The sequence below is a fragment of the Neobacillus sp. FW104-15D2 genome (assembly GCF_058790155.1).
The window spans coordinates 32,006-58,733 of the sequence record NZ_JBYTCJ010000002.1 but is presented as its reverse complement, the minus strand read 5'-3'; the positions used below and the strand labels follow the sequence as shown (position 1 = coordinate 58,733).

Annotated in this window: 22 protein-coding genes, 1 other RNA gene and 1 other annotated feature; of the genes, 21 read left to right on the top strand and 2 right to left on the bottom strand. The window is 40.9% G+C overall.

The features are described 5' to 3' along the window. The first annotated feature begins 64 nt into the window (after positions 1 to 64). Entirely contained in the window at positions 65 to 2,263 is a 2,199-nt protein-coding gene (locus AC3WR0_RS02065) for a RelA/SpoT family protein (protein ID WP_492550761.1), read from the top strand. 18 nt (positions 2,264 to 2,281) lie between these two features. Continuing rightward, a complete protein-coding gene (dtd, locus tag AC3WR0_RS02060) occupies positions 2,282 to 2,725 on the top strand; it encodes a D-aminoacyl-tRNA deacylase (RefSeq protein WP_492550760.1) in 444 nt (147 codons plus the stop codon). A gap of 66 nt (positions 2,726 to 2,791) precedes the next feature. On the opposite strand, the gene AC3WR0_RS02055 is transcribed toward dtd, so the two are convergent. Beyond that, the gene (locus tag AC3WR0_RS02055) at positions 2,792 to 4,546 is read right to left on the bottom strand and encodes an N-acetylmuramoyl-L-alanine amidase family protein (RefSeq protein ID WP_492550759.1); all 1,755 of its coding nucleotides are present in this window, start codon (positions 4,544 to 4,546) and stop codon (positions 2,792 to 2,794) included. A gap of 178 nt (positions 4,547 to 4,724) precedes the next feature. Between AC3WR0_RS02055 and AC3WR0_RS02050 the strand changes: the two genes are divergently transcribed. From AC3WR0_RS02050 to AC3WR0_RS02020, 7 genes are all read left to right on the top strand, one after another. Further along, entirely contained in the window at positions 4,725 to 4,901 is a 177-nt protein-coding gene (locus AC3WR0_RS02050; RefSeq protein ID WP_027319933.1) for a hypothetical protein, read from the top strand. Between the two features lie 65 nt (positions 4,902 to 4,966). After that, positions 4,967 to 5,200, top strand: a binding site (T-box leader). A gap of 103 nt (positions 5,201 to 5,303) precedes the next feature. Further along, on the top strand, positions 5,304 to 6,587 hold the full coding sequence (gene hisS / locus AC3WR0_RS02045; RefSeq protein WP_492550758.1) for a histidine--tRNA ligase: 1,284 nt from the start codon (positions 5,304 to 5,306) through the stop codon (positions 6,585 to 6,587). A 2-nt stretch (positions 6,588 to 6,589) separates the two neighbouring features. Further along, entirely contained in the window at positions 6,590 to 8,365 is a 1,776-nt protein-coding gene (gene aspS / locus AC3WR0_RS02040; RefSeq protein WP_492550975.1) for an aspartate--tRNA ligase, read from the top strand. A gap of 61 nt (positions 8,366 to 8,426) precedes the next feature. After that, a non-coding RNA gene (gene ssrS / locus AC3WR0_RS02035) (6S RNA) lies at positions 8,427 to 8,613 on the top strand. A 283-nt stretch (positions 8,614 to 8,896) separates the two neighbouring features. Continuing rightward, complete coding sequence (locus tag AC3WR0_RS02030) at positions 8,897 to 9,661, top strand: tRNA threonylcarbamoyladenosine dehydratase (protein WP_492550757.1); 765 nt, start codon at positions 8,897 to 8,899, stop codon at positions 9,659 to 9,661. A gap of 580 nt (positions 9,662 to 10,241) precedes the next feature. Continuing rightward, entirely contained in the window at positions 10,242 to 11,168 is a 927-nt protein-coding gene (locus tag AC3WR0_RS02025) for an ABC transporter ATP-binding protein (protein ID WP_492550756.1), read from the top strand. Beyond that, positions 11,161 to 12,105 (top strand): ABC transporter permease, encoded by a 945-nt coding sequence (locus tag AC3WR0_RS02020; RefSeq protein WP_492550755.1) that lies wholly within the window; start codon positions 11,161 to 11,163, stop codon positions 12,103 to 12,105. Before AC3WR0_RS02025 ends, AC3WR0_RS02020 begins: the two co-directional genes overlap by 8 nt. 30 nt (positions 12,106 to 12,135) lie before the next feature. Here AC3WR0_RS02020 and AC3WR0_RS02015 read toward each other — a convergent pair whose 3' ends face one another. Next, positions 12,136 to 13,407: a replication-associated recombination protein A gene (locus AC3WR0_RS02015; protein WP_492550974.1), complete on the bottom strand. Its 1,272-nt coding sequence runs from the start codon at positions 13,405 to 13,407 to the stop codon at positions 12,136 to 12,138. 229 nt (positions 13,408 to 13,636) lie between these two features. Here AC3WR0_RS02015 and AC3WR0_RS02010 point away from each other — a divergent pair, with 229 nt between their 5' ends. The 12 genes from AC3WR0_RS02010 (at position 13,637) to alaS (ending at position 26,671) form a co-directional block, all read left to right on the top strand. Continuing rightward, on the top strand, positions 13,637 to 14,320 hold the full coding sequence (locus tag AC3WR0_RS02010) for a YczE/YyaS/YitT family protein (protein ID WP_492550754.1): 684 nt from the start codon (positions 13,637 to 13,639) through the stop codon (positions 14,318 to 14,320). Continuing rightward, positions 14,317 to 14,736: a cysteine metabolism transcriptional regulator CymR gene (gene cymR / locus AC3WR0_RS02005; protein ID WP_027319941.1), complete on the top strand. Its 420-nt coding sequence runs from the start codon at positions 14,317 to 14,319 to the stop codon at positions 14,734 to 14,736. The genes AC3WR0_RS02010 and cymR overlap by 4 nt, the downstream gene beginning before the upstream one ends. A gap of 88 nt (positions 14,737 to 14,824) precedes the next feature. Then, on the top strand, positions 14,825 to 15,967 hold the full coding sequence (locus tag AC3WR0_RS02000; RefSeq protein WP_027319942.1) for a cysteine desulfurase family protein: 1,143 nt from the start codon (positions 14,825 to 14,827) through the stop codon (positions 15,965 to 15,967). A 36-nt stretch (positions 15,968 to 16,003) separates the two neighbouring features. Beyond that, the gene (gene mnmA / locus AC3WR0_RS01995) at positions 16,004 to 17,122 is read left to right on the top strand and encodes a tRNA 2-thiouridine(34) synthase MnmA (protein ID WP_027319943.1); all 1,119 of its coding nucleotides are present in this window, start codon (positions 16,004 to 16,006) and stop codon (positions 17,120 to 17,122) included. A 301-nt stretch (positions 17,123 to 17,423) separates the two neighbouring features. Then, positions 17,424 to 18,080, top strand: a complete 657-nt coding sequence (locus AC3WR0_RS01990) for a tetratricopeptide repeat protein (RefSeq protein ID WP_492550973.1) — start codon at positions 17,424 to 17,426, stop codon at positions 18,078 to 18,080. 34 nt (positions 18,081 to 18,114) lie between these two features. Beyond that, complete coding sequence (gene recD2 / locus AC3WR0_RS01985) at positions 18,115 to 20,526, top strand: SF1B family DNA helicase RecD2 (protein ID WP_492550753.1); 2,412 nt, start codon at positions 18,115 to 18,117, stop codon at positions 20,524 to 20,526. A gap of 188 nt (positions 20,527 to 20,714) precedes the next feature. After that, complete coding sequence (locus AC3WR0_RS01980) at positions 20,715 to 21,194, top strand: HIT family protein (protein WP_492550752.1); 480 nt, start codon at positions 20,715 to 20,717, stop codon at positions 21,192 to 21,194. A 78-nt stretch (positions 21,195 to 21,272) separates the two neighbouring features. After that, a complete protein-coding gene (locus AC3WR0_RS01975; protein WP_492550751.1) occupies positions 21,273 to 21,746 on the top strand; it encodes a PRC-barrel domain-containing protein in 474 nt (157 codons plus the stop codon). Between the two features lie 11 nt (positions 21,747 to 21,757). Then, positions 21,758 to 21,949 carry a YrzR-like zinc ribbon domain gene (locus AC3WR0_RS01970; RefSeq protein WP_027319948.1) on the top strand — a complete coding sequence of 64 codons (192 nt, stop codon included), beginning with the start codon at positions 21,758 to 21,760 and terminating at the stop codon, positions 21,947 to 21,949. Positions 21,950 to 21,996: 47 nt separating this feature from the next. Continuing rightward, positions 21,997 to 22,131 (top strand): YrzQ family protein, encoded by a 135-nt coding sequence (locus tag AC3WR0_RS01965; protein WP_492550750.1) that lies wholly within the window; start codon positions 21,997 to 21,999, stop codon positions 22,129 to 22,131. A 106-nt stretch (positions 22,132 to 22,237) separates the two neighbouring features. Next, the gene (locus tag AC3WR0_RS01960; RefSeq protein ID WP_492550749.1) at positions 22,238 to 23,317 is read left to right on the top strand and encodes an AI-2E family transporter; all 1,080 of its coding nucleotides are present in this window, start codon (positions 22,238 to 22,240) and stop codon (positions 23,315 to 23,317) included. A 720-nt stretch (positions 23,318 to 24,037) separates the two neighbouring features. Further along, positions 24,038 to 26,671, top strand: coding sequence for an alanine--tRNA ligase (gene alaS, locus AC3WR0_RS01955; protein WP_492550748.1), 2,634 nt, complete (start codon positions 24,038 to 24,040; stop codon positions 26,669 to 26,671). The last annotated feature ends 57 nt before the right edge of the window (positions 26,672 to 26,728 follow it).

The following is a 26,728-nucleotide window of genomic DNA, read 5'->3' as shown; positions in this document are numbered from 1 at the left end:
TAATGGCCTTTTCTTTGGCGGAAAGTTAAGATTGGTAAAATGAAATGAAGCAAAGGTGATTTTAATGGCGAATGATCAGGTGTTGACCGCCGAGCAAGTCATCGACAAAACCAAGGCCTACCTCAATGAGGAAAATGTGGCCATGGTGATAAAAGCATACGAGTTTGCCAGCCATGCCCATCGTGAGCAATATAGAAAATCGGGTGAACCTTATATCATCCATCCAATTCAGGTTGCCGGAATTCTGGCTGATCTGGAAATGGACCCAGCTACAGTAGCTGCCGGTTTTCTGCATGATGTGGTCGAGGATACACAAGTTTCGTTAAAGGATATTGAGGTAGCCTTTAACGAAGAAGTGGCCATGCTTGTCGACGGAGTAACCAAATTAGGAAAAATTAAATATAAATCTCATGAAGAGCAGCAGGCCGAGAATCACAGAAAAATGTTTGTTGCAATGGCACAGGATATCCGTGTCATTTTGATCAAGCTGGCGGACCGCCTTCATAATATGAGGACTCTTAAGCATCTTCCTCTTGAGAAACAGCGCAGAATTTCCAATGAAACTTTAGAAATCTTTGCACCACTCGCCCACAGGCTGGGTATTTCTAAAATTAAGTGGGAACTTGAAGACACAGCGCTAAGGTATCTAAATCCACAGCAGTACTACCGGATTGTGAACCTGATGAAAAAGAAACGTGCAGAACGTGAGCAATACCTCGATGATGTTATTGATGAAGTGAAGGATAGACTTCAGGAAGTAACTATTAAAGCCGATCTTTCTGGAAGACCCAAGCATATCTACAGTATTTACCGTAAAATGGTCCTTCAGAATAAACAATTTAGTGAAATCTATGATTTGCTTGCAGTAAGGATTGTAGTAAATAGCATTAAGGATTGCTATGCGGTACTCGGTATTATTCATACCTGCTGGAAGCCAATGCCTGGCCGTTTTAAGGATTATATCGCCATGCCTAAGCCAAATATGTATCAATCGCTGCATACTACGGTCATTGGCCCCAAAGGGGATCCTCTGGAGGTTCAAATTCGTACAATAGAAATGCACAGAATTGCTGAATTCGGGGTTGCGGCCCACTGGGCATATAAAGAGGGCAAAGAACTTAATGACAGTTCTACTTTTGAGCAGAAATTAACCTGGTTCAGGGAAATTCTTGATTTCCAAAATGATACAGCAAATGCTGAAGAATTTATGGAATCACTTAAAATAGACCTATTCTCGGATATGGTTTTCGTATTTACTCCAAAGGGTGATGTCATTGAACTGCCGTCCGGTTCTGTACCTATTGATTTTGCTTATCGTATCCACTCAGAAATTGGCAATAAAACAATAGGCGCAAAAGTGAACGGCAAAATGGTAACTCTTGATTATAAGCTGAAGACAGGGGATATAGTTGAAATTTTAACCTCCAAGCATTCTTATGGACCAAGCCAGGACTGGTTGAAGCTTGCCCAGACGTCTCAGGCCAAAAATAAAATCCGCCAATTTTTCAAGAAGCAAAGACGTGATGAAAATCTCGAAAAGGGTAAAGAGCTTGTTGAAAAGGAAATCCGCGCAATGGAATTTGAGTTAAAAGAAATCATAACTCCTGAGAATCTTAAGCGGGTAGCGGAAAAATTTAATTTTACTAATGAAGAAGATATGTATGCAGCTGTCGGCTATAACGGAATAACTGCTTTGCAAGTAGCAAACCGGCTTACAGAGAAGTGGCGCAAAAAACGTGATCAGGAACAGGAAGCTAATATTTCAAAGGCCGTAACTGATCTTAAGCCATCATTTACAGCTGTTAAAAAGCGGGAATCGGGAGTTCGTGTTGCCGGTATTGATAATCTCCTTATCCGTCTTTCAAAATGCTGCAACCCGGTTCCAGGTGACGAAATTGTTGGCTTTATCACAAAAGGAAGAGGCGTTTCCGTCCACCGTGCTGATTGCCCGAATATTGATTCGAATGATGTGCAGTCCAGGCTGATTCCTGTTGAATGGGAAACGTCACTTAGCGACCGCAAGGAGTATAACGTTGATATTGAAATCAGCGGATATGACCGTCGCGGGCTGCTGAATGAAGTCCTACAGGCAGTAAATGAAACGAAAACCAATATTACTGCTGTTACAGGAAAATCAGACAGAAATAAAATGGCCACGATTATTATGTCAATCGCCATTCAAAATGTAAATCATCTGCAGCGGGTGGTAGACCGTATCAAACAAATTCCAGATATTTATTCTGTCCGCAGGATTATGAACTAAGGGTAAGGGGTTAAAAAAATGAAAGTTGTTATACAGCGGAGCAAGACGGCCAGTGTTGCGGTAGACGGGGAAATAACCGGACAAATTGAAAAAGGACTGGTTTTGTTAGTGGGAGTAACACATGGTGACGGAGAAGAAGATGCTGCATTTCTTGCCGATAAAGTCGCTAATCTGCGTATCTTCGAAGATGAATCCGGAAAAATGAATTACTCACTGCTTGAAGCTGGAGGGGACATTCTTTCCATTTCCCAGTTCACTTTGTATGGTGACTGCCGCAAGGGAAGGCGTCCCAATTTCATGAATGCTGCACGGCCTGAAGTGGCGGAAGGATTATATGAGTCCTTTAATGAACGTCTTCGTGAAAAAGGTCTGAACGTACAGACTGGGCGTTTTGGAGCTATGATGGATGTTTCCCTGATTAATGACGGACCTGTGACCCTCATAGTTGAAAGTAAAGGCTAATTCACAATATAGTTAAGATTAAAAAATCCATGCATCTTCATGCATGGATTTTTTTGCTTTCACATTTTAGTTTTCCTTAAAGTATCTTGCCAAGCCATTATAAATTCCGGAAGAAGCGGATTCCTGGAACTGTATCGAGTTGGCGAGCATCTCATCTTCCGGATTACTCAGATAGCCCAGCTCCAGAAGAGTGGAATGGCGCTTGTTTTCACGCAAAACATGATAATCCCCGAACCTTACTCCCCGTTCTTTTAATCCGGTCTGCTCTTCAACCGCTGAATAAAGATAGGAAGCCAGCGGTTTTTGATAGTCATGATAATAGTAACCTGTCAGGCCACGTGCATTTCTGCTCATATTGCTGTCAAAATGAATACTGACGAAAGCATCTGCTCCCTGGTAATGAGAAACGCTAACCCTTGAACGAAGGGATATATATGTATCATTTCTGCGTGTCATAATAACATTGGCTCCTGCGGCTTTTAACTTATCATATAAAAGGCTGGCAGTTCTTAACGTTACATTTTTTTCGAGTGTTCCATTTGCCCCAATTGTTCCGCCATCCTCTCCGCCATGGCCTGGATCTAGAACAATAATTTTATTTTTTAAATGTACCTCTGCACCGGCTTTTTCAATCCGCGGTGCAGAACCGCTTACAGAGACCAGCCATCCGGCAATATAAGCGCTTGTCCCATTTTTTAGGGTAATTTCATACCAGCTTCCTTTAATACTTTTAACAGGGAAAACATTCCCCGCATTTGCTCTTACTAGGACATCAGATTCCAAATCAGGGGATTTACGAATATTGGTTCCATTTTGCAGGACAGTAATTGTGCTTTCTTTGACAGATTGTCCTGCCTGTGTACCATCTCCAGCGGAAGACTTGTCCAAATACCAGCCTGCAATCCACCCGAATTTCCCTTTTTTATATTCAATTTTCGCCCAGTTATTTACCTCTTCAAGGATTGAAAATTTCTCCCCTTTTGTTACTGTACCTATTATTCCTGCATTAAGGGCTGAACTCTGTCTTACATATAAGCTCGTGGCAGTTATTGTTCCTATAATGCCGCCAGCAGGCTGTTTGTTGGTTGAGTTCCCTGAATTTGAATTTGAAGTTTTGACAAACTCAGAAGTTACCCAGCCCCTTTTTCCTGAAAAAGAGATCTCCAGCCAGCTTTGTTGGCTTGATAAAATCTTTACCTCTGCTCCATTCAAAAGCCTTCCAATAATTTCTCCGTTTAACGAAGGCGTATTTCTAATATTTAGGGAATCAGCTGTAACCTTTCCGGTTTCGTTTGTGCTGTTGCCAGATTTAGTGGCCTCTTTCGCTAAAGGATTTAGAAATTCCCTGGACACCCAGCCTGATCCAAAAGAACCAGAGATTTTGTTCCAGCTTTCATTGGTTTCAAGTATGGTAACCTTTTCGCCCTTGTCCAAGTAGTCAGTAATTTGAAAGCTTGTACCAGGTCCTTTTCTTACTCTAAGCCCATTTGTATTTACTTCTGCATTAGAACCCGAAGGGAATTTTGATACAGAAGCTTCAGGCTGAGGGCCTTTTGATGCAAACCAGTTGGCGACCCAGCCTATTTTTCCGTAGCCAAGATCAATTTGATACCATTGGTCTTCTTCTTTAATAAGAGTAAATTGGTCACCAAGCTTAACCTGTTTAACAACAGGATAGCTGAGGCCGGGGCCTCCCCGGACGTTTAATTTGTCGGCAGTAATCCTGATTGAACTTTTTGCTGCAATTATTTTCTGCTCAGGAAAAATAATGGCTGAGAACAAAGCAGCCGAAATAAGTACTATTGCAAGTTTCTTAAGCATGTGCCCCTCCTTATTGTGCCTGCTTTTTATTTTAACGAAAAACAGCACGAAATTCATTCCTTTTTTGTTAAATACGGCCATTCCCTTTTTAAAAATAAAAACTTTCTAGTTTTGATATTTTTTTCAATGCGCTGGTAACACTAAGAAGGAAACTAAAGATGGACGGCAGGTGATGGAAATGAGGGCAAGTGAAAAAGGATTTCATTCACAAACAGGGGAAGGCAGGCTTTTTGGAGTCGATTTCCACGATTTTATCCAAAGGGAACAATCATCTGGCACAATTGAACTTGCGTCGGAATTCGGCCTTACCATCCGTGATGTTCGCAAGCTAAAAAAACAATTAGAAAGATCGTAAAGAATTGCTCTTGACAATTGAATTGCCGCTACGTATGATTATATAAATAAAATGAACAGAAATAAAAACAACCAGTGATGGAGCATAGTAGTTAAGAATCACATGACCAGAGAGGAAATGCCAGGGCTGAAAGCATTTCTGCATGCTGACTTAATGAATGAACACTCCTTAGGCTTCTATCTGAAACGGATTCCGGAATAGGATGGAACGTGAACAGGCGTTAACTGTATTCGAGCGGGAGGCATTGTTTGCCTTCAACTAGGGTGGCACCACGGGAACTTCAAACTCTCGTCCCTTGTATTACACAAGGGATGGGAGTTTTTTTGTTTTTTGTTCCGAAGGTTTGCCGGCCCTTTTTATTTTATATGTACATAAAAAATTGTTTTATGAGGAGGAACTGCATTGTCAATTAATATTCCGAGAGGGACCCAGGATATACTGCCTGGAGAAGTGGAAAAGTGGCAGTTAATTGAGCAGAAAGCTCGTGAGTTATGTGAACGATATCAATATCAGGAAATTCGGACACCTATTTTCGAACATACAGAACTATTCCACCGTGGAGTTGGAGATACAACTGACATCGTTCAGAAAGAAATGTATAACTTCAAGGACAGAGGAGAACGTGATCTTACTCTTAGGCCTGAAGGTACAGCATCAACTGTACGTGCTTATGTAGAGAAAAAAATGTTTGGTCTGGCCAACCAGCCTGTAAAGCTTTATTATATGGGGCCGATGTTCCGATATGAACGTCCGCAGGCGGGAAGATTCCGCCAGTTCGTTCAATTTGGGATCGAGGCACTCGGAAGCAGTGACCCTGCAATTGATGCGGAAGTCATTTCTCTGGCTATGAATCTTTATAAAGAGCTAGGCCTTAAAAAGCTTCGTCTGGTGATTAACAGTCTTGGAGACAAGGAAAGCCGTAATGCCCACCGGGAAGCGTTGATTAATCACTTTAAGCCAAGCATTGGGGAGTTTTGCTCAGACTGTCAGACAAGACTAGAAAAAAACCCTTTAAGAATACTTGATTGTAAACAGGATCGGGAACATCCTTTAATGAAAACAGCACCCGCAATCACTGATTTCTTAAATGACGATTCCAGAGCATACTTTGAAAAACTTCAAAAATATTTAACCCTGCTTGATATTCCATTTGTTGTGGATCCCAATCTTGTAAGAGGCCTGGATTATTATAACCATACGGCTTTTGAGATTATGAGTGAAGCAGAGGGCTTCGGAGCCATTACCACTCTTTGTGGAGGCGGAAGATATAATGGCCTTGCTGAGGATATAGGCGGACCGGAAACACCGGGAATCGGTTTTGCCCTAAGTATAGAACGCTTTATCGCCGCTCTTGATGCAGAGGGAATTGAGTTGAATCTTAATGAGGGAATAGATTGCTATTTGGTTTCCCTTGGTGAAGAGGCAAAAGATTATACTGTTGGTTTACTGCAGCAGTTACGGCAGGCTGGATTTTCAGCTGAACGTGATTATCTGGACAGAAAAATTAAAGGACAATTTAAGGCTGCTGACCGGGTGAAAGCAAAGTTTGTGGCGGTTCTGGGTGATGACGAGCTGAAAAATGAAGTCATTAATTTAAAGGACATGACATCTGGTGAACAAAAAGAAATCAAGCTTGATTCATTTATTACTGTATTTCAGGAATTGCAAGATAGAGGGGGATTATAATGATGTTTGGGAGAACGTATTTTTGCGGAGAAGTAACGGAAAAAGCAATTGGTGAAAAGGTTACCTTAAAGGGCTGGGTGCAAAAGCGACGTGACCTGGGCGGGCTGATTTTTATTGATCTTCGCGACAGGACAGGTATTGTTCAAGTTGTATTTAATCCCGATACATCAAAAGAAGCGCTTGCTGCTGCTGAAAAAATCAGAAATGAATATGTACTAGATATAGAAGGTACGGTTGTAGAAAGAGCTGAAGGAACAATCAATAATAATCTAAAAACAGGCAGAATTGAAGTGCAGGCTGAAACGGTCTCCATTATAAATGAAGCCAAAACTCCTCCTTTTGTTATTTCTGACAAAACAGAGGCCTCAGAAGACGTTAGATTGAAATATCGTTATCTGGATTTCCGCCGCCCTGTTATTTTTGAAACCTTAAAGATGCGTCACAAAACAACAAAATCTATCAGAGACTTTTTGGACAGCGAAGGATTTCTTGATATTGAAACACCAATTTTAACGAAAAGTACTCCAGAGGGGGCAAGGGATTATCTTGTGCCCAGCCGAGTACATCCCAGTGAATTTTATGCCCTTCCGCAATCTCCACAGCTGTTTAAGCAGCTGCTGATGGTTGGAGGAGTAGAGCGGTACTATCAGATAGCCCGCTGTTTCAGAGATGAGGACCTTCGTGCAGACCGACAGCCGGAATTTACTCAGATTGATATTGAAACCAGCTTTTTGAGCCAGGAAGACATCATTACCATGATGGAGAGAATGATGGGAAAAGTCATGAAAGAGGTTAAGGGAATTGAACTGAATGCCGCATTCCCTCGAATGACATATGATGAAGCAATGTCCCGTTATGGTTCTGATAAGCCGGATACTCGTTTTGGCTTGGAACTAGTAGATTTATCTGAATCAGTTAAATCCTCTGGTTTTAAGGTTTTTGCTGATGCTGTTTCAAACGGCGGACAGGTAAAAGCTATTAATGTTAGCGGAGCAGCTGAAAAGTATTCCCGTAAAGATATTGACGCTTTAACAGAGTTTGTTAAAGTTTATGGAGCAAAAGGTCTTGCCTGGCTTAAGGTTGAAGAAGATGGACTTAAAGGGCCGATTGCAAAGTTCTTTTCAGAGGAAGAGGGACAATCTCTACAAGCAGTATTGGAGGCAAAAGCTGGCGACTTGCTGCTGTTTGTAGCAGATAAGAAAAGCGTCGTTGCTGACTCCCTTGGCGCATTAAGGGTGAAACTTGGCAAGGAGCTTGGATTAATCGACCAGAGCTTGTTTAACTTCTTGTGGGTTACGGATTGGCCACTATTGGAGTATTCTGAGGAGGACGGACGATACTATGCCGCCCACCATCCTTTTACAATGCCATTTAGGGAAGATTTAGAACTGCTGGACAGTGACCCAGGCAGCGTAAGAGCTCAGGCATATGACCTTGTTCTGAACGGCTATGAGCTTGGCGGCGGATCTTTGCGGATATTTGAACGGCATATACAGGAAAAAATGTTTAGCATACTTGGCTTTTCTCCTGAGGAAGCAAAGGAACAGTTTGGTTTCCTTCTTGAAGCTTTTGAATACGGAACACCTCCGCATGGCGGTATTGCGCTAGGTCTTGACCGTCTGGTAATGCTTCTTGCAGGGAGCACAAATCTCAGAGATACTATTGCATTTCCTAAAACAGCAAGTGCAAGCGACCTGTTAACAAATGCTCCAAGTCCGGTAAGTGAATCACAGTTAAAAGATCTAAATTTGTCGCTAAATGTTAGAAAAAGTCAATAATTTCCTATAGGCTCTTCCTTGAAAGGGTACTAAAATCTATGGTAAGATGAAATCAATTAAAAGAGTCCTGAAGTGTTCGTTGATTTACCTAAAGTTTTGACCAACATTATTTATCCGGGAGTCCGGAGTTCTCCATCTGCGTACATGCCTCCTTCACGAGGACTTGCAAGGAATGGGGACAGGAAACCCACCTGCTGTGTGCGGGATCAAAACTGGGGCAGACTCGCAACGGCACAATCGGGGCTCTTTCCATTTGTTAACTAAAACCTCTGAGATTCAGAGGTTTTTTATTTAGTTAAATACATAAACCCCTGATAAATGAAAAATAAAACTCAGTGGCAAACCGCGCAAAAGTTTTTCATCGGTCTATGAAGGACGTAAATGGGCAGACTGACATAAAAAGGTCTTTTCATCCTTTTAATATAATTAAACCAATAGATTTGCTTGTTTTTATCTAGAGGTATGATATATTCTTTTACGGGTAAAAGATAATAAAATATGATAATGGAATTTTAAAATGGAGTGAACAATATGCTGCATCAATTTTCCCGTAATGAATTAGCAATTGGTAAGGAAGGCCTTGAACTATTAAAAAACAGCACTGTTGCTGTACTTGGAATAGGGGGAGTTGGCTCATTTGCTGCTGAGGCTCTGGCCAGGTCCGGTGTTGGCCGATTGATTCTGATTGATAAAGACGTCGTTGATATTACGAATGTAAACCGCCAAGTTATAGCACTTTTATCGACCGTTGGAAAGCCAAAGGCTGATCTGATGAAGGAACGCATAGCTGATATTAATCCAGAATGTGATGTTACGGCTCTTAAGATGTTTTATACAGAAGAAACGTATGAGGAGGTATTTAGCTACAATCTGGATTTTGTGATTGATGCTTCAGATACGATTGTTTACAAAATTCACCTTATGAAAGAATGTTTAAATAGAAATATCCCGATTATCTCCAGCATGGGAGCTGCTAATAAAATGGATCCGACAAGATTCCAAATTGCCGATATTTCCAAAACACATACGGACCCCATTGCAAAAGTAATCAGAACAAAGCTTCGCAAGGAAAGAATTAGTAAAGGAATTCCGGTCGTATTTTCAGATGAAAGCCCGATCGTCATTCGTGAAGATATCCGTAAAGAAGTGGGGAATGATGAGGCTGAAATTCGTAAAGCTCAAATGCCTCCCTCATCTAACGCCTTTGTACCTTCAGTTGCAGGTTTAATCATGGCAAGTTATACAGTACAAAAATTGCTAGGGTCCATTGACATTAAGCGTGTTTCCGATAAATAGGATAAGCTGCACTCTCTTTTAAAAGGGAGTGTTTTTTCTTTTGGTCCTGTTACACGATGCTTGATCGCAATCGAATCTGTGACACTTCTCGAAAATGGATTCGTATTTCCTTCGTACACACTTTCAACGAGAATGTGGTTAAATATCCTTCTGAAATATCGGCTCACAAGACTCTTCAGCAAGGCGCGACAAGGAGGTTTAGCGGTTTGTTGTTCCCATTTCTTTTAACGCGAGACTCCGGCGGGACCTGCAGATGGACAGCGCCGAGGAGATAGAAGAACGGATGCGCCTTGTTCAGCCCCCGACAAGCGCTGGCCGGCTAAAATTGCCAGGCCTTGCGGCGACGCCTCATTAGCACTTCCTGAGAGTCGAAGGGCGAGACGACGAAGTTGTTCTTTACTTCAGCGTCAGGACTATAGCGGCTTCGAGTAGCTAGGCACTGATGTTTGACAGGCTCCCGAACCGCCGGAAAGCGAGTTCCTAAGCGGAGAAAATAAAAAAGGGGAAGATTTTATAAATAATATAAGGTAAACTATTTATGGTATGAATTGGAAACAACTTTTTTGAGAGGAGAAATAGATTGGAAGCAATTGTAGAGCTGAAAAATGTTACAAAAGTAATTAAAAACAGAAAAATTATTGATGATATTAGTTTTCGTGTTAATAAAGGAGAGGTTTTTGGATTTCTTGGACCCAATGGAGCAGGTAAAACAACCACAATCCGCATGATTGTTGGATTGATTAGAATCACATCAGGAGATATTCTAATTGGCGGGACAAGCATAAAAACCGATTTTGAAAAGGCAGTAAGTCATATTGGAGCAATTGTTGAAAATCCTGAAATGTACAAGTTTATGAGTGGATATGATAATTTGGTCCATTACGCTAGGATGTCTAAAGGAATCACAATAGAAAAAATTAATGAAACGGTGGATCTGGTAGGATTAACTGAAAGAATTCATGACAAGGTTAAAACTTATTCACTAGGAATGCGTCAAAGACTTGGTCTTGCCCAATGTCTTTTGCATGATCCCAAGGTGCTGATTCTTGATGAGCCAACAAATGGATTGGACCCTGCAGGCATTAGGGAGATTCGGGATTACTTGAGGCAGCTGGCCAGAGAAAAAAATATGGCCGTGATAGTTTCTAGTCACTTACTTTCTGAGATGGAAATGATGTGCGATAGAATTGGGATTATTCAAAATGGAAAATTGATTGACGTCCAGTCAGTTCATGACTTTGTACAAGGAACTGAAACGGTGTTTGAGTTTGAGATTCAGCCTGCTGATGAGGCTATATTACTTATTAACGCCAGTTATCCGGAAGCTGCTTCCAAACGGTCGCGTAATGGAATTTCAGCCAGCCTTGAAAAGGAAGATATTCCAACAGTTGTTCAAATGATGGTAGAGGCAGGAATCCAGGTCTATGGAATAAAAGAAGTTCCTAAAACTCTGGAAGATCGATTCCTTGAACTTACCTCGGAAAAGGGGGAAGCAGTTCATGTTTAATTTAGTGAGAAATGAACTTATGAAAATATTTCACCGTCCAGGTACATATGTAATGATAGGCATTCTAATTCTTATTACATCCATTGCTGCTGGTTTTATCAAGTATCAGGAAATCGACCATATCGGTAATCCAAGGTGGGAGCAGGCCTTAAAGGAAGAAACGGCGGCATCAAAACAGCAGATGGCGGTAAGTAACTCGAAACCGGAAAAGGACTATTTGCAACGGCAGATAGCCATCAATGAATATCGTTTAAAACATCATCTTGCCCCCGAAGAAAAATATTCTATCTGGGGATTTGTAACTGATTCGTCCCAAATAATATCACTGGCCGGTTTATTTGTCATTATTATTTCCGGTGGGATTGTTGCTAGTGAATTTAATTGGGGAACTATTAAACTATTACTAATTAGGCCAATCAAAAGGAGCAAAATCCTTCTGGCAAAATATTTATCCATATTGCTTTTTGGACTTTTTTTACTTGCCATTCTCTTTATTTATTCTTCTGCACTGGGCGCAGTCCTGTTTGGTGTTCCGGATAAAACGGCTCCATACCTAAATTACTACGATGGAAAAGTAACAGAACAAAACATAGTAATCCACTTAATCAAATACTACGGAATGAATTCTATTGGCATGCTAATGCTCTCTACAATGGCATTTATGATTTCAGCAGTTTTCCGAAACAGTTCTCTTGCTATTGGTTTATCTGTATTCTTAATGTTTACAGGAGGCCAGATTACCAATCTTATTGCAATGAAATTTTCATGGGCAAAATACATTCTGTTTGCTAATACAGATCTAATGCAATACTTTGAAGGATCTCCTCTTATTAATGGAATGAGCCTTTCCTTCTCTTTTAGTGTACTTACAATCTATTTTCTTGTATTCCATTTCCTTGCTTTTTATATTTTTAACAAAAGAGATGTTGCCGCATAAAAAAGAAAACCCTCGGAAAAATTCCGGGGGTTATTTGCTTCTCTTTAACTTTTCATGAACAGAGGCGAGCGCCAGTTCAAATTTCCCGGTCTTTTTTGGAGCATAATACTGTTTATGCTTTAATTTATCCGGTAGGTACTGCTGCTTTACCCAGCCAGATTCATAGTTATGAGGATAGAGATAATCAATTCCTCTTCCAAGCTCTTTTGCCCCTTTGTAATGGGCATCCTTTAAATGATCAGGAACTTCACCTATATTACCATTACGAATATCCGATAGAGCAGCATCTATTGCGGAGATGGCTGAATTGGACTTAGGTGATAAACAAAGCTCAATTACTGCATTTGCAAAGGGAATACGGGCTTCCGGAAATCCTACTCTTTCTGCTGTTTCGATTGCAGCCAAAGTTCTTGCACCTGCTTGGGGATTGGCAAGGCCAATGTCTTCGTAGGCAATTACCAGGAGCCTGCGGCTGATGCTGGGGAGGTCACCTGCTTCAATCAGTCTCCCCATATAGTGCAGGGCAGCATCTACATCGCTTCCTCGGATAGATTTCTGAAATCCTGAAAGAACATCATAGTGGGCATCCCCATCTTTGTCATGCGAAAAACTTTTCTTTTGAAGGCATTCCTCGGAAGTACTTAAATCAATATGAATTATTCCGCTTTCATCCTCATCAGTCGAGAGAACAGCAAGTTCAAGGGCATTTAAAGAACTTCTGACATCCCCGTTTCCTGCCGCAGCAAAATGGCTCAATGCATCTTCGTCGATTTGGATAGTCTTTTTTCCAAAACCCCTGTCTTCATCTGCAATTGCTCTTAAAAGAGCAATCTTAACTTCTTCAGGTGTTGGGGGTTTTAACTCAAATATCTGGCATCTGCTCCGTATAGCTGGATTAATGGCATGGTAAGGGTTGCTTGTCGTAGCACCTATCAAAACAATCATTCCATTTTCCAAAAAGGGCAGCAAAAAATCCTGTTTTCCTTTATCCAAACGGTGTACCTCATCAAGAAGTAAAACAACTTTACCTGACATTTTCGCTTCAGCAGCAACAACTTCCATATCTTTTTTATTACTAGTTACAGCATTTAGCGTACGGAAAGCATATTTTGTACTGCCTGCAATTGCACTGGCAATTGATGTTTTTCCAATTCCGGGAGGACCGTATAATATCATGGACGTTAGCTGCTTGACTTTTACCATTCTGGCTATAATTTTATCGCTGCCTACCAGGTGCTGCTGTCCAACTATCTCTTCAATTGTCCTGGGACGCATACGAAAAGCAAGTGGTTTTTGCTGCATCATTTATCTCTCCATTTGGTCATTAATTACTTTTAACCATACCATTTATTTATCAAAAATCCTATGAAATAAGCCCTGATCTTACTTTCCAACAGAGCAGAAGTTTACCTGCCCATGTATTTCCTGGGGTTAATTGTGCTATAATTTCTAAAGCCTATAAAAATACTATGTATTTTTGGTAAAATGGAAATGGTTTATTTTATCTTAGATCAGAGAGCTGGTTGAAATATTGGAAAAAAGAAGAGGGCAGGCTGGATATAGATTTTTGGTATTTATCATTGGATTGCTGATTATGTCTCTTGGGATTGTATTTTTTATTAAAAGCAATCTTGGAGCTACTCCTTGGGACGTCCTGCATGTAGGGCTTTTTTATCATCTGGGACTGACTATTGGCAGCTGGTCCATAATTATGGGAATCCTAGTTCTGACGGCTGCTGCTCTGATATCCAGAGAAATTCCGCATATTGGTGCTTTTTTGAATATGATTCTAATCGGTGTATTTATTGACTTTTATATAGCTCTTCCATTTATGAAAACGCCTGACTCTTTTTTTGGTCAGCTGGCCATGTTTACTGCTGGGATTTTCCTCAGTGCTTACGGAATGGGAATATACATTTCAGCAAGTCTGGGCACTGGTCCACGGGACAGTTTAATGATGGCACTCAATGCTAAAACAGGCTGGAAAATAAAGAATGTTAAGGCTGGAATTGAAATAATCGTTTTAATCATTGGCTGGAGGCTTGGAGGTCCTGTTAACTGGGGAACCATTTTATATTGTCTTGTAATTGGACCGCTGACAGGACTTGCCCTGCCGCAATGTTACAGCTTAATTAATTTTGTTTTGGCAAAACTGCCTAATAAGAAAAATCTTTTAGTAACAGATGAAAATTCAAAAGGGGATGTGAGTATATGAAAATCTCAACTAAAGGACGGTACGGTTTAACCATCATGATTGAACTTGCGAAAAAGTATGGAGAAGGCCCCATTTCTCTAAAGGCCATTGCCCAGGCAAATGACTTATCAGAGCATTATTTAGAGCAGCTGATTGCTCCGCTTCGTAATGCAGGGCTTGTAAAAAGCATAAGGGGAGCATATGGAGGATATATCCTCGCTGATCTTCCTTCGAAAATTACATCCGGTGACGTAATCCGGGTTCTTGAAGGCCCAATTACTCCTGTCGAGGGAATAGAAGATGAAGAGCCTGCTAAAAGGGAACTTTGGATACGCATTCGTGATGCAATTAAGGATGTTCTTGATAATACAACTCTTGAAGACTTGGCAAACCATAGCAGCGATAACGAATCAGATGCGTATATGTTTTATATTTAAGCGGTATAAGCAGAAAATTATCTTCTAATTGAAAGCTATTAAGTTAATAGGGAAAAATAAATGAAGAACTGAAATGAAGGTGAATTACATGGAACGCATTTATATGGATCATGCTGCCACATCGCCAATACATTCAAAAGTAATAGAAGAAATGGTTGAGGTAATGAACGCTCAGTTCGGTAATCCCTCAAGTATTCACTCATTTGGTCGGGAAGCCCGTAATATTCTGGATACATCAAGGTTTACTATGGCGAAAAGTATCGGGGCCAAGGAAAACGAGATTATATTTACAAGCGGCGGTACAGAAGCGGACAATCTTGCTCTTTTTGGAGTGGCAGAAGCTTATCAGGGACAGGGTAAACATATTATTACCACTCAAATTGAGCACCATGCTGTTCTGCTCGCTTGCCAAAAGCTTGAAAAAATGGGATATGAGGTAACGTACCTCCCGGTGGATGATACAGGGAGAATTTCAATCGATGCTTTAAAAGGGGCCCTAAGGGATGATACCATTCTTGTTTCCATTATGTATGGAAACAATGAAGTCGGAACCCTTCAGCCAATAAAGGAAGCAGGGGAACTTTTAAAAGATCATCCGGCTAAATTCCATACGGATGCAGTACAAGCATACGGGCTGGAAAAAATAGATGTAAATGAGATCCAAGTTGACCTTTTATCTGTATCAGCTCATAAAATAAATGGCCCAAAAGGGATAGGGTTTCTTTATGCAAGAGAAAATGTGAAATTAGCACAGAGATCCATTGGCGGTGACCAGGAAAGAAAAAGAAGGGCTGGTACTGAAAATACGGCGTCTATTGCGGGTTTCAGGGAAGCTGTTTTAATTGTTCAGCAAGAGCAAAATGCTAAAAGGGAATTATATCAGAACTTCAAAAGCATTTTTATGAAGACACTTGAGGACCAGCAGGTTGATTTTGAGATAAACGGAATACTTGAATATTCCCTGCCCCATGTAATAAACTTAAGCTTTCCCGGAACAAATGTTGAAGCCATGCTTGTCAATCTTGATTTGGCAGGAGTGGCGGTTTCAAGCGGATCTGCTTGTACTGCAGGATCCATTGAACCTTCACATGTCCTTGTCGCAATGTTTGGCAAAGGCTCGGAACGGCTTGTGAATTCAATACGATTTAGCTTTGGACTAGGGAATACAAAGGAACAGATACTTAAAGCGGCTGAGGAAACAGCAAGAACGGTTCAGCGCTTAAGAAAATAAATAGATTCGGACTTTACCGAAAAGCGGGGTGAAAAAATGGAAAAGAAAGAACCTAAAGATACAAGGGTAGTCATCGGAATGTCAGGAGGTGTCGATTCTTCAGTAGCAGCGCTGCTTCTTAAGGAACAGGGCTATGATGTTATCGGCATTTTTATGAAAAATTGGGACGACACCGATGAAAACGGTGTTTGTACGGCTACCGAGGATTACAATGATGTGATTCGTGTTTGTAATCAAATAGGAATCCCATACTATGCCGTCAATTTTGAAAAACAATATTGGGACAAGGTATTCACCTATTTTCTTGAAGAATATAAAGCAGGGAGAACACCAAATCCTGACGTAATGTGCAATAAAGAAATTAAGTTCAAAGCTTTCCTTGAGCATGCAATGAATCTTGGAGCAGATTATCTTGCGACAGGGCATTATGCCCAAGTGGAATTCCGGGATGGAGAATATAAAATGCTTCGTGGCCTTGATGAAAATAAGGATCAAACCTATTTTCTCAATCAGCTGTCCCAGGATCAGATTAGCAAGGTAATGTTTCCAATTGGAAACCTCGAAAAGCCGCGAGTAAGGGAACTTGCAAAGGAAGCAGGATTGGCAACTGCAACTAAGAAGGACAGCACAGGTATTTGTTTTATCGGTGAAAGGAATTTTAAAGAGTTTCTTGGCCAATACCTTCCGGCCCAGCCAGGTAATATGGAAACACTGGATGGGAAGGTAATGGGAAGGCATGATGGCCTGATGTACTATACCATTGGGCAGCGCCATGGATTGGGTATCGGCGGTTCCGGAGATCCCTGGTTTGCCATTGGCAAGGATCTTGACCGGAATGTTCTTTATGTCGGCCAAGGCTTCCATAATGAAAACTTATATTCAGACTCAATCAATGCGGTAAAATTAAGCTGGGTATCAGACCGTGACAAGCCAGAAACATTTGACTGCACAGCTAAATTCCGTTATCGCCAGGAAGACCATAAGGTAACAGTTAAAATTCTTGATGGCGATAGAGCTGAGGTAATCTTTGCAGAGCCAATTAGGGCTGTTACTCCGGGTCAAGCAGTCGTTTTTTATAAAGGCGGCGAATGCCTGGGCGGCGGCACCATTGATGATGTATTCAAAAATAGCAAACGCCTGACTTATGTCGGCTAAATAGTTTTACCCCGCCCTCCAGAAAAAGGCGGGGTATTTTTTTTCTCCGAAACTGGGTAAAAGGAGTCCAGCCCTCTAATCTGCCCCAAATCGCTCTTAAGAGATATAATGGGTCACCAAAAACCCATATTAATTTACCTCATGAATTTCAGGTTCCCTAAAGGGTATCTAATCAGCGTAAAGTTAACTAATTGCAAAAGCTTTATCACGCCTCCTATACAGGAGGTGTCTTTGCCATATGGTCGTTAACGCATTTCAGCAAGAATATGCTATACTTTTTTCTAGAAAAGGAAGTGTTACTGTGGATAAAAACCAATTAGGTATTCAATATATGCAAGATGGAAAGTGGGAAGAAGCAGCAAAGGCCTTCAATGAAGCTATTGAAGAAGATCCAAATAATCCAGTGGGATATATTAATTTTGGTAATGTCCTGACTGCGGTTGGTGAAGAAGATAAAGCATTAAAATTTTATCTAAAAGCGATAGAGCTTGACGAGAATGCAGCAGCAGCCTATTATAGCACCGGGAATCTTTATTTTAACCAGGAACGTTACCAGGAAGCATCAAAGATGTTTCAAACAGCCATGGAAAAAGGGCTTCAGACGGCAGATAACTTTTTTATGCTTGGAATGTCCCTGATTCAGCTTGAGCAGTATCGACTGGCTCTTCCCTTTATGCAGAGAAGTGTCGAATTGGAACCGTCTGATGCTGAGGCACATTTTCACTATGGAATGTGTCTTGCCCGACTTGAGCTTCTTGATGATGCTAAAGATCAATTTGAGCAATGCATAAAACTAGATCCAGGTCACTCGGATGCATTTTATAATTTAGGTGTTGCTTATGGGCTTAAGGATGAAACAGAAAAGGCTATGGAAATGTTTAATAATGCACTGGAAATTCAGCCAGACCATGTCCTTGCAGCTTATGCAAAAAAAGTATTTGAGCAAGGCGCAGAATAATATCAATTTTACATAAAAGAAGGGAGGGGAGCATATGGACAAGCAGGATTCCCTGGACTTATTTGGCGAGCAGAGACGTTATGTGAAGGGCAGGCACTTGGTAACCATTTTTCATAATGAACAAAATCTCTATACTGTTATGAGAATTCGCGTAGATGAAACAAATGATACCTATGAGGATAAAGAGGCAGTTATTACTGGCTATTTTCCAAAGATACATGAGCAGGAAACCTACGTTTTCTACGGTGAATTTAAAGAGCATCCGCGATTTGGCCTCCAGTTTCATGCCAGCCACTACCAGAAAGAAATGCCGCAGACAAAGCAAGGAGTTATCGCTTATCTATCAGGCGAGCTTTTTAAAGGTATAGGAAAAAAAACAGCCGAAAACATTGTTGAGACACTAGGAGAGGAAGCAATCTCAAAGATAATAAAACAGCCGTCCCTGCTTGATTCGGTACCTAAGCTGCCCCCTGACAAAGCAAAATTATTATACGATACGTTAATGGAACATCAAGGCCTTGAACAGGTAATGGTCGCCTTAAATTCCTTTGGATTTGGCCCGCAGCTTGCCATGAGGATTTATCAGGTTTATAAAGAGGAAACGATTGACGTTATCCGAAAAAACCCTTACCAGCTTGTTGAAACGATTGAGGGCATAGGATTTGGGAGGGCCGACGAGCTTGGGTATCAGCTTGGCATAACAGGCAGCCATCCGGACCGCATAAAGGCTGCCTGTTTATATACCCTTGAGGCTGAAAGTCTGCAGTCTGGCCATGTTTACGTTCATGCAAAAGAGATTTTGGAAAAAGTAAAATCTCTCCTTGAGGAAAATAAACGTGATGAAATTGAATTCATTGAGATTTCAAATCAACTTATTAGCCTAGAAGAAGAAGGAAAAATAATAGTGGAGGATAAACGAATTTATCTTCCTTCTCTTTATTTTTCGGAAAAAGGACTTGTAACGAACATTAAGAGAATTCTCCAGCAAACAGAATATGCTGAGCAATTCCCGGAATCTGAATTTCTTCTTGCCCTTGGAGAGCTGGAGGACAGGCTTGGAGTTCAATATGCACAAAGCCAAAGAGAAGCGATTCAGAAGGCCCTTATGTCACCTATGCTCATCTTGACTGGAGGACCTGGAACAGGAAAAACAACAGTTATTAAGGGAATAGTTGAGCTATATGGTGAGCTTCATGGCTGTTCGCTTGATCCAAAGGATTATCAGAAAAAAGATGAATCCTTCCCATTTCTGCTTGCTGCTCCAACTGGAAGAGCTGCTAAAAGGATGAGTGAATCGACAGGTATTCCAGCGGTAACCATTCACAGACTGCTTGGGTTTAATGGGACAGAAGGATTTGATCATGGAGAGGCAAGCCCTCTAGATGGGAAAATACTTATCGTTGATGAAACCTCTATGGTGGATATATGGCTGGCCAATCAGCTTTTTAAAGCCCTTCCAGAGAATATTCAGGTTATCATGGTTGGGGATGAAGACCAGCTGCCATCTGTTGGTCCCGGACAGGTTTTGAAAGACCTTTTGCAGTCCGAACGGGTGCCCACGGTGCGTCTGACTGATATTTACCGGCAAGCCGAAGGTTCTTCTATTATTCAGATGGCCCATGCTATAAAAAAGGGTCAGCTGCCAAATGACTTTTCTACACAAAGCAAGGATAGATCTTTCATTAAATGCTCTGCTGGACAAATTGCACAGGTAGTCGAAAAGGTTGCCCTTAATGCCAAAAATAAAGGGTATACCGCTAAGGATATCCAGGTGCTTGCACCAATGTATAAAGGGCCAGCAGGAATTGACCGGCTTAATCTTCTCCTGCAGGAAATTTTTAATCCTAACCCTGATGGAACACGTAAGGAATTAGCCTTCGGAGAGGTAAAGTATAGGATAGGAGACAAGGTTCTTCAGCTTGTGAACCAGCCGGATAGTAATGTTTTCAACGGAGACATTGGGGAAATCGTATCCATATTTTACGCAAAAGAAAATACTGAAAAACAGGATATGGTTATCATTTCTTTTGAAGGAATTGAGGTAACGTATACACGCAGTGATCTAAATCAGATCACTCACGCCTATTGCTGTTCCGTTCATAAATCACAGGGAAGTGAATTCCCTATTGTCATCTTACCTGTTACCAGAAGTTATTACCGAATGCTAAGACGAAATTTAATCTATACAGCTATTACAAGAAGCAAGCAATTCCTCATACTTTGCGGAGAAGAAGAAGCCCTTAAGATTGGTGTTGAACGGGCAGATGAACAAAACAGACAAACAACACTGTGTGCCAAGCTTCAGGATGCAATAGAGAACGAGGGAGTCTCTCCTCAAAAGAAGGAAGATGAAGAACCTGATTCAGACATTCCATATGCAGAAGTGCTAATGAATGCCGATCCAATGATTGGGATGGAAAATGTCACACCTTATGATTTTATGTAATCAATTAAGCCGTCAACTGACGGCTTTTTCTTAGGTAATCAGAATTTATATCCGTAAATTCTGAACGCATAAGCAAAACTAAGGCATCCGCCAAAAAGGACTTGGCGAATGCCAAGTTTTTCTAATATCTCAAAAGGGTTTTTAAGGGGTGTATAGAAATAATTATTAATATACACAGGGAGGTAATTATGAATACTCAATTAAATGGGGACTGGAAACAAGATAGGATTGGTGCAGCCCACCGCGGTGAAAACCCAATGGTATTGGCAAAAACAAGGAGCGGCTTTGCCGTTTTAGGCGATACTCAATTTATGCCCGGGTATTGTGTCCTGCTGCCATATAAGAATGTAAATGCCTTAAATGAGCTGGATTTTAAAGAAAGAAGTGAATACCTGCTTGATATGAGTCTTATTGGAGATGCCATTCAGGAGGTATGCTGCCCAAGAAGGATCAATTATTCCATTTATGGGAATTCTGATGCATTTTTGCATGCCCACATATTCCCGCGTTACGAATGGGAACCGGAGGAGAGAAGAAATATGCCGGTATGGCAGTATCCAAAAGAAATGTGGTCCGAAGAGAAATATCAATATGTTTTTGAAAAACACGGAGAAATGAAGGCAAAAATAGCTGAAAAGCTGCATGAATACATAAACAAAGCTTATTAGCCGGATGGAAAACGTTTCACATTATGTTTTCGGCAAAAATAGCGGAAACTAGGAGTGTTCGGAAAGGCGGGGAATTCTTTGCGGACATTCACATTCATAAAGGATATGCCTGTTTTTGAAAAAGAAAGCGGGACAATCGTTGGGCATGTTTGTGATATTAGCATTTCTGCAAGTGGTAAAGTAACTGGGCTTTTAGTCAAGAAAAACAAACTGTTTCATCCTCTTTTCTTTCTTGATATAAATGATTTACATTGTTCAGAGGATGGAATTTTGATTGAAAATATTAACAGTCTGAAGAAACCATTAGAACCGTCTGTAAATACCTTTTTGCACCAAAATTCACTCACAGGAAAATGGATTAAGAACCAAAAAGGTGAGACGGTAGGATTATTGAAGGACGTATATTTTTTGGAAGAAATGGGCACAATCGTAGGGTATGAATATACGGATGGATTCTTTTCCGACCTGTCGGAAGGAACCCGAATACTGCAATCCGTTATCCCGCCGGCGATTGGAAAGGACGCTATTATCGTCGACGCAAATCCGATGTGAGGTGTCTTTTCATGTTAAAGTGTCCCAACTGCCAGAGTAAGGATATAGGGAAGATTGGCATTAACCAGTATTATTGCTGGAACTGTTTTATTGAGCTTTCTTTATCTAAAGGGGTAATAAATACCCATCAAGTAGAGGAAGACGGAACTTTGAGCTCCCTTGATGATTTGTTTGAAGAAGACGAACGCCGTTACACTATGTAAGGTATAGTTCTTTTGTAAGAGGACAATTCATGAAGAGGTGAAAAAGAATGAATAAAGTAATAACCTCATTAATTGCCTTTGGAGCAGGTATGGCCGCTTATAACTATGCTCAAAAAAATGACATGATGTCTGGCCGTAAAGTGAAAAAAATGCAAAGGAAATTAAGCAGGGCTCTATTTTAAATCCTAAAGCTGCCTCTAAATCGGGGCAGCTTATTCATTGCTGTTTGGACTTTGAATATTTCTGCCAGTTAACTCCCAAAATAAGGCTAAAGGGAGGCATTTACTTTTGGATATTCGAATGAAGTGGTATTACCGAATTGGTTTTTTGCTATTGCTTTTGGCTGCGGTATATCTTATTTTAAAAATCCGTTTTGTTTGGATTCCAATCCTGAAAATTGTATCGCTTGTGCTTTTGCCCTTTATTATCTCAGCTTTTATAACCTATTTACTGCATCCTGTAGTGGAGAAGCTTCATAAAAAAGGGCTTCACAGAGGGATGGCCATTTTTTTAATTTATTTCGCTTTTTTTGGCAGTGCGGGTTTTATTTTATATAAAGGAATCCCAGTCTTTATTAATCAATTAAGAGAGCTATCGGAAAGTGCACCAGTGCTTGCAGGGCAATACCGGCAATGGATCCATTCCATCCAATCGCACACTGCTGCATGGCCGGATGGGCTGCAGGGGAAAATGAATGATGGTATTGATGCTTTCGAAAAAAAACTTGATAGTTTATTGGCTATCGCAATCGGCATTTTAGTCAGCTTTTTTAACTCGGTTTTAGTAATTGCACTTATTCCTTTCATTGCTTTTTATATGCTGAAGGATTTTGATGCGATTAAAAAAACAATTTGGTACCTCACACCTAAAAAATGGAGGGAGCAAGGTAACCTTTTTTTAAAGGATGTTGATGAATCACTTGGTAATTATATAAGAGGCCAATTCCTCGTTTGCACCATAATAGGAGGGATATCGGCTTTTCTTTTTTGGATTTTTCATTTGAAGTATCCTCTTTTGCTGGGTTCAATTATTGGAGTGACAAATGTAATTCCATACTTTGGCCCAATTATTGGTGCAGTTCCGGCTGTTATTATTGCAGCAACGATTTCAACAAAACTTGTGATTACTACGCTGGTGATTGTTTTCGGCCTTCAATTTCTTGAAGGTAATGTGCTTTCACCATTTATTGTAGGGAGAAGCCTGCATATGCATCCCCTTTTAATCATGTTTGCTCTTACCGCTGGAGGAGAAATTGGCGGTATTCTGGGACTTCTCTTAGCTGTTCCTGCACTTGTAGTACTCAAGGTGGGAATTATTCATGCAAGGAATCACTTTATGCACAGGAAAGATAAACAGCCAACAAGTTAATGCCAAGGTAGATACTACTCTGTCCGAATGGGCTAATGGTTCAGACAGAACCAAGGAATTTAGGATCTGCTCCGTCCGAATGGGCCAGTGATTCAGACAGGACCAAGGAATTTAGGACCCGCTCTGTCCGTATGGGATAGTGATTCAGACAGGGCCAAGGAATTTAAGACTCCAGGCTTTGCTGCAAGCATCAGCTCTTTTGCTGAATTTTGTCAGGATCATACCCGCAATATTGACAAATGGAGAGGGTCTGGCTAAAATCTCTATATAAGATAAATTGAAAATGTAGATGGATCGAGTATGTTATAGTCCGCCTGAACGTATATTTCGTGCAAGAGAGGAGTTTCCTAGGCTGAAAGAAACTCCAGGCGAAGGATGACAGAAAGCTATTCCGGAGTGCAGCTAATCACTGCCGTTCGGCCGCGTTAAGGTTTAGTTGAGAGGTGGATGTATTTTTATTGCATCCATAATCAGGGTGGTACCGCGAGCATGCTCTCGTCCCTGTCAGGGATGAGGGCTTTTTTGTGTTTATTTTTAAGCGTCGTTCACCCTTCAAAGACAAATCTAATTTTAAAAAATTAGGCTGTGTTAAACTTCATTGTTGAATTTAAACTATGCTGAGTGGAGCGAAAGGCGGGGGACTCCCGCGGAAAGTGAGTGCCGAGAGCGGTAATCAACAGGTAGTTTACAGAGCCCCAAAAATAAAAGGAGGAACAAACAATGAAAGAATTAACTGGTTCACAAATACGCAGGATGTTTTTAGACTTTTTTCAAGAAAAAGGGCATGCTGTTGAGCCAAGTGCGTCACTAGTTCCACATGATGATCCAACTTTATTGTGGATTAACAGTGGTGTTGCAACATTAAAGAAATATTTTGACGGCCGTGTTATCCCTGAAAACCCTCGGATTACTAATGCTCAAAAATCAATCCGTACAAATGATATCGAGAACGTAGGAAAAACCGCACGACATCATACATTTTTTGAAATGCTAGGGAACTTCTCGATTGGTGATTATTTCAAGGAGGAGGCAATCATTTGGGCATGGGAGTTTTTAACTGACCCTAAATGGATTGGTTTTGAAAAAGAACGATTGTCAGTTACCATTCACCCTGAGGATCAGGAAGCTTTTGATATTTGGAGTAAAAAAATTGGCATACCAGAAGAAAGAATTATCCGTCTTGAGGGGAATTTCTGGGATATTGGTGAGGGCCCAAGCGGACCAAATTCAGAGATATTCTATGACCGAGGAACAGAATATGGAAATGATGAAAATGATCCAGAATTATATCCAGGCGGGGAAAATGATCGATATTTAGAGGTTTGGAACCTTGTATTTTCTCAATTCAACCATAATCCGGATGGTACTTACACATTACTCCCGAAAAGAAATATAGATACGGGAATGGGTCTCGAAAGAATGGCTTCTGTCGTTCAAAACGTTCCTACAAACTTTGAGACTGACCTGTTTATGCCGATTATCCGGGCTACTGAAGAAATTTCAGGCATTAAGTATGGGGAAAGTAAAGAATTGGATGAGGCTTTTAAAGTTATTGCAGACCATATCAGAACAGTGGCTTTTGCTGTTGGAGATGGGGCACTTCCTTCAAATGAAGGCCGCGGCTATGTCCTTCGCCGTTTACTCCGCCGTGCTGTAAGATATGCCAAAAAAATCAATATTAACCGTCCTTTTATGTTCGAACTTGTACCGGTTGTCGGGGAAATCATGAACGACTTCTATTCGGAGGTTAAAGATAAAACTGAATTTATCCAGAAGGTAATTAAAAACGAGGAAGAGCGATTCCATGAAACTCTTCATGAAGGGCTTGCTATACTAGAAACTGTTATCAAAAAGGAAAAAGATAAAGGGTCAGAAACAATCGCCGGAGAAGATGTATTCCGATTATATGATACCTATGGCTTCCCGGTTGAACTAACGGAAGAATATGCTGAAGAAGAAGGCATGAAGATAGACCACAAAGGATTTGAAACAGAGATGGAGCTTCAGCGTGATCGTGCACGTGCAGCCCGTCAAGATGTAGATTCCATGCAGGTTCAGAGCGGTGTACTTGGCGATTTAAAAGTAGAAAGTAAATTTGTAGGCTACGGCCAGCTTCAAACTAATTCTGCTATTGCTGCACTTGTGAAGGATGGCCAGCTTATTGAGGAAGCTGTATCAGGTGAAGAGATTCAGTTTATATTGGACGTGACTCCTTTCTATGCAGAAAGCGGAGGCCAGATTGCAGACCATGGAACACTCGTGGCTGATGGAATAAAGGTTTTTGTTAAGGATGTTCAGAAAGCACCAAACGGACAAAACCTCCATCGCGGAATCGTTGAGGAAGGAACTTTAAAAACCGGTCAAAGTGTATCAGCAGCTGTTGACCAGGAAAACCGTAACAAAATTATTAAAAACCATACTGCAACACACTTGCTTCACCAGGCCTTAAAGGACGTATTAGGAACACATGTTAATCAGGCAGGTTCTCTTGTAGAACCAGACAGATTGCGTTTTGACTTTTCTCATTTCGGCCAGGTAAAACCGGAAGAGCTTGAAATAGTTGAGAAGATTGTAAATGAGCAAATCTGGAGAAATATAGAGGTCAACATTAACACAATGCCGATTGCTGAAGCCAAGCAAATGGGTGCCATGGCTCTGTTTGGAGAAAAATATGGTGATGTTGTCCGTGTTGTTAAAGTGGGCGATTACAGCCTAGAACTGTGCGGTGGCTGCCATGTTCCAAATACATCCGTGATCGGGCTGTTTAAAATTGTTTCTGAAACTGGTATTGGGGCTGGAACACGCCGAATTGAAGCCGTTACTGGTGAGGGTGCATATACTCTCTTAAATGATCAAGTAGGTTTGCTGAAAGAAGCAGCTGAAAAAATGAAAACCAATATTAAAGAGGTTCCAAACCGTCTTGACAGCTTATTAGCAGAAATGAAACAAATGCAGAGGGAAAATGAATCTTTATCGGCTAAACTAGGTAATATTGAAGCTCGAAGCCTTGTATCCAATGCACAGGAAATAAACGGAGTAACTGTTCTTTCTGCAAAAGTAAATGCAGGAGATATGAACAATCTGCGTAATATGGCGGATGATATAAAACAAAAATTAGGTTCAGCTGTCATTGTTTTAGGAAGTGTAGATGAAGACAAAGTTAATATTATTGCCGGTGTAACCAAGGATCTAATCGAAAAAGGTTTCCACGCAGGAAAGCTTGTTAAAGAGGTTGCTTCCAGATGCGGCGGCGGCGGCGGCGGACGTCCTGATATGGCCCAGGCTGGCGGAAAAGATCCTGAAAAACTTGAGGGTGCTCTCCAATTTGTCTATGAGTGGGTAAAATCGGTTTGATATTAAAATAAAGTAGTGTAGAATAAGAGTAATTGAAACGGTTTCAAAAGATTGCGA

Bases quoted from the DNA above. Each gene is read 5' to 3' on its own strand.
- AC3WR0_RS01980 (WP_492550752.1), top strand. From the start codon at position 20,715: ATGAATACTCAATTAAATGGGGACTGGAAACAAGATAGGATTGGTGCA.
- alaS (WP_492550748.1), top strand. From the start codon at position 24,038: ATGAAAGAATTAACTGGTTCACAAATACGCAGGATGTTTTTAGACTTT.
- mnmA (WP_027319943.1), top strand. From the start codon at position 16,004: ATGGAAAAGAAAGAACCTAAAGATACAAGGGTAGTCATCGGAATGTCA.
- AC3WR0_RS02050 (WP_027319933.1), top strand. From the start codon at position 4,725: ATGAGGGCAAGTGAAAAAGGATTTCATTCACAAACAGGGGAAGGCAGG.
- AC3WR0_RS02065 (WP_492550761.1), top strand. From the start codon at position 65: ATGGCGAATGATCAGGTGTTGACCGCCGAGCAAGTCATCGACAAAACC.
- AC3WR0_RS02000 (WP_027319942.1), top strand. From the start codon at position 14,825: ATGGAACGCATTTATATGGATCATGCTGCCACATCGCCAATACATTCA.
- recD2 (WP_492550753.1), top strand. From the start codon at position 18,115: ATGGACAAGCAGGATTCCCTGGACTTATTTGGCGAGCAGAGACGTTAT.
- dtd (WP_492550760.1), top strand. From the start codon at position 2,282: ATGAAAGTTGTTATACAGCGGAGCAAGACGGCCAGTGTTGCGGTAGAC.
- AC3WR0_RS01970 (WP_027319948.1), top strand. From the start codon at position 21,758: ATGTTAAAGTGTCCCAACTGCCAGAGTAAGGATATAGGGAAGATTGGC.
- AC3WR0_RS02015 (WP_492550974.1), bottom strand. From the start codon at position 13,407: ATGCAGCAAAAACCACTTGCTTTTCGTATGCGTCCCAGGACAATTGAA.
- cymR (WP_027319941.1), top strand. From the start codon at position 14,317: ATGAAAATCTCAACTAAAGGACGGTACGGTTTAACCATCATGATTGAA.
- AC3WR0_RS02020 (WP_492550755.1), top strand. From the start codon at position 11,161: ATGTTTAATTTAGTGAGAAATGAACTTATGAAAATATTTCACCGTCCA.
- AC3WR0_RS01965 (WP_492550750.1), top strand. From the start codon at position 21,997: ATGAATAAAGTAATAACCTCATTAATTGCCTTTGGAGCAGGTATGGCC.
- AC3WR0_RS02055 (WP_492550759.1), bottom strand. From the start codon at position 4,546: ATGCTTAAGAAACTTGCAATAGTACTTATTTCGGCTGCTTTGTTCTCA.
- AC3WR0_RS02030 (WP_492550757.1), top strand. From the start codon at position 8,897: ATGCTGCATCAATTTTCCCGTAATGAATTAGCAATTGGTAAGGAAGGC.
- aspS (WP_492550975.1), top strand. From the start codon at position 6,590: ATGTTTGGGAGAACGTATTTTTGCGGAGAAGTAACGGAAAAAGCAATT.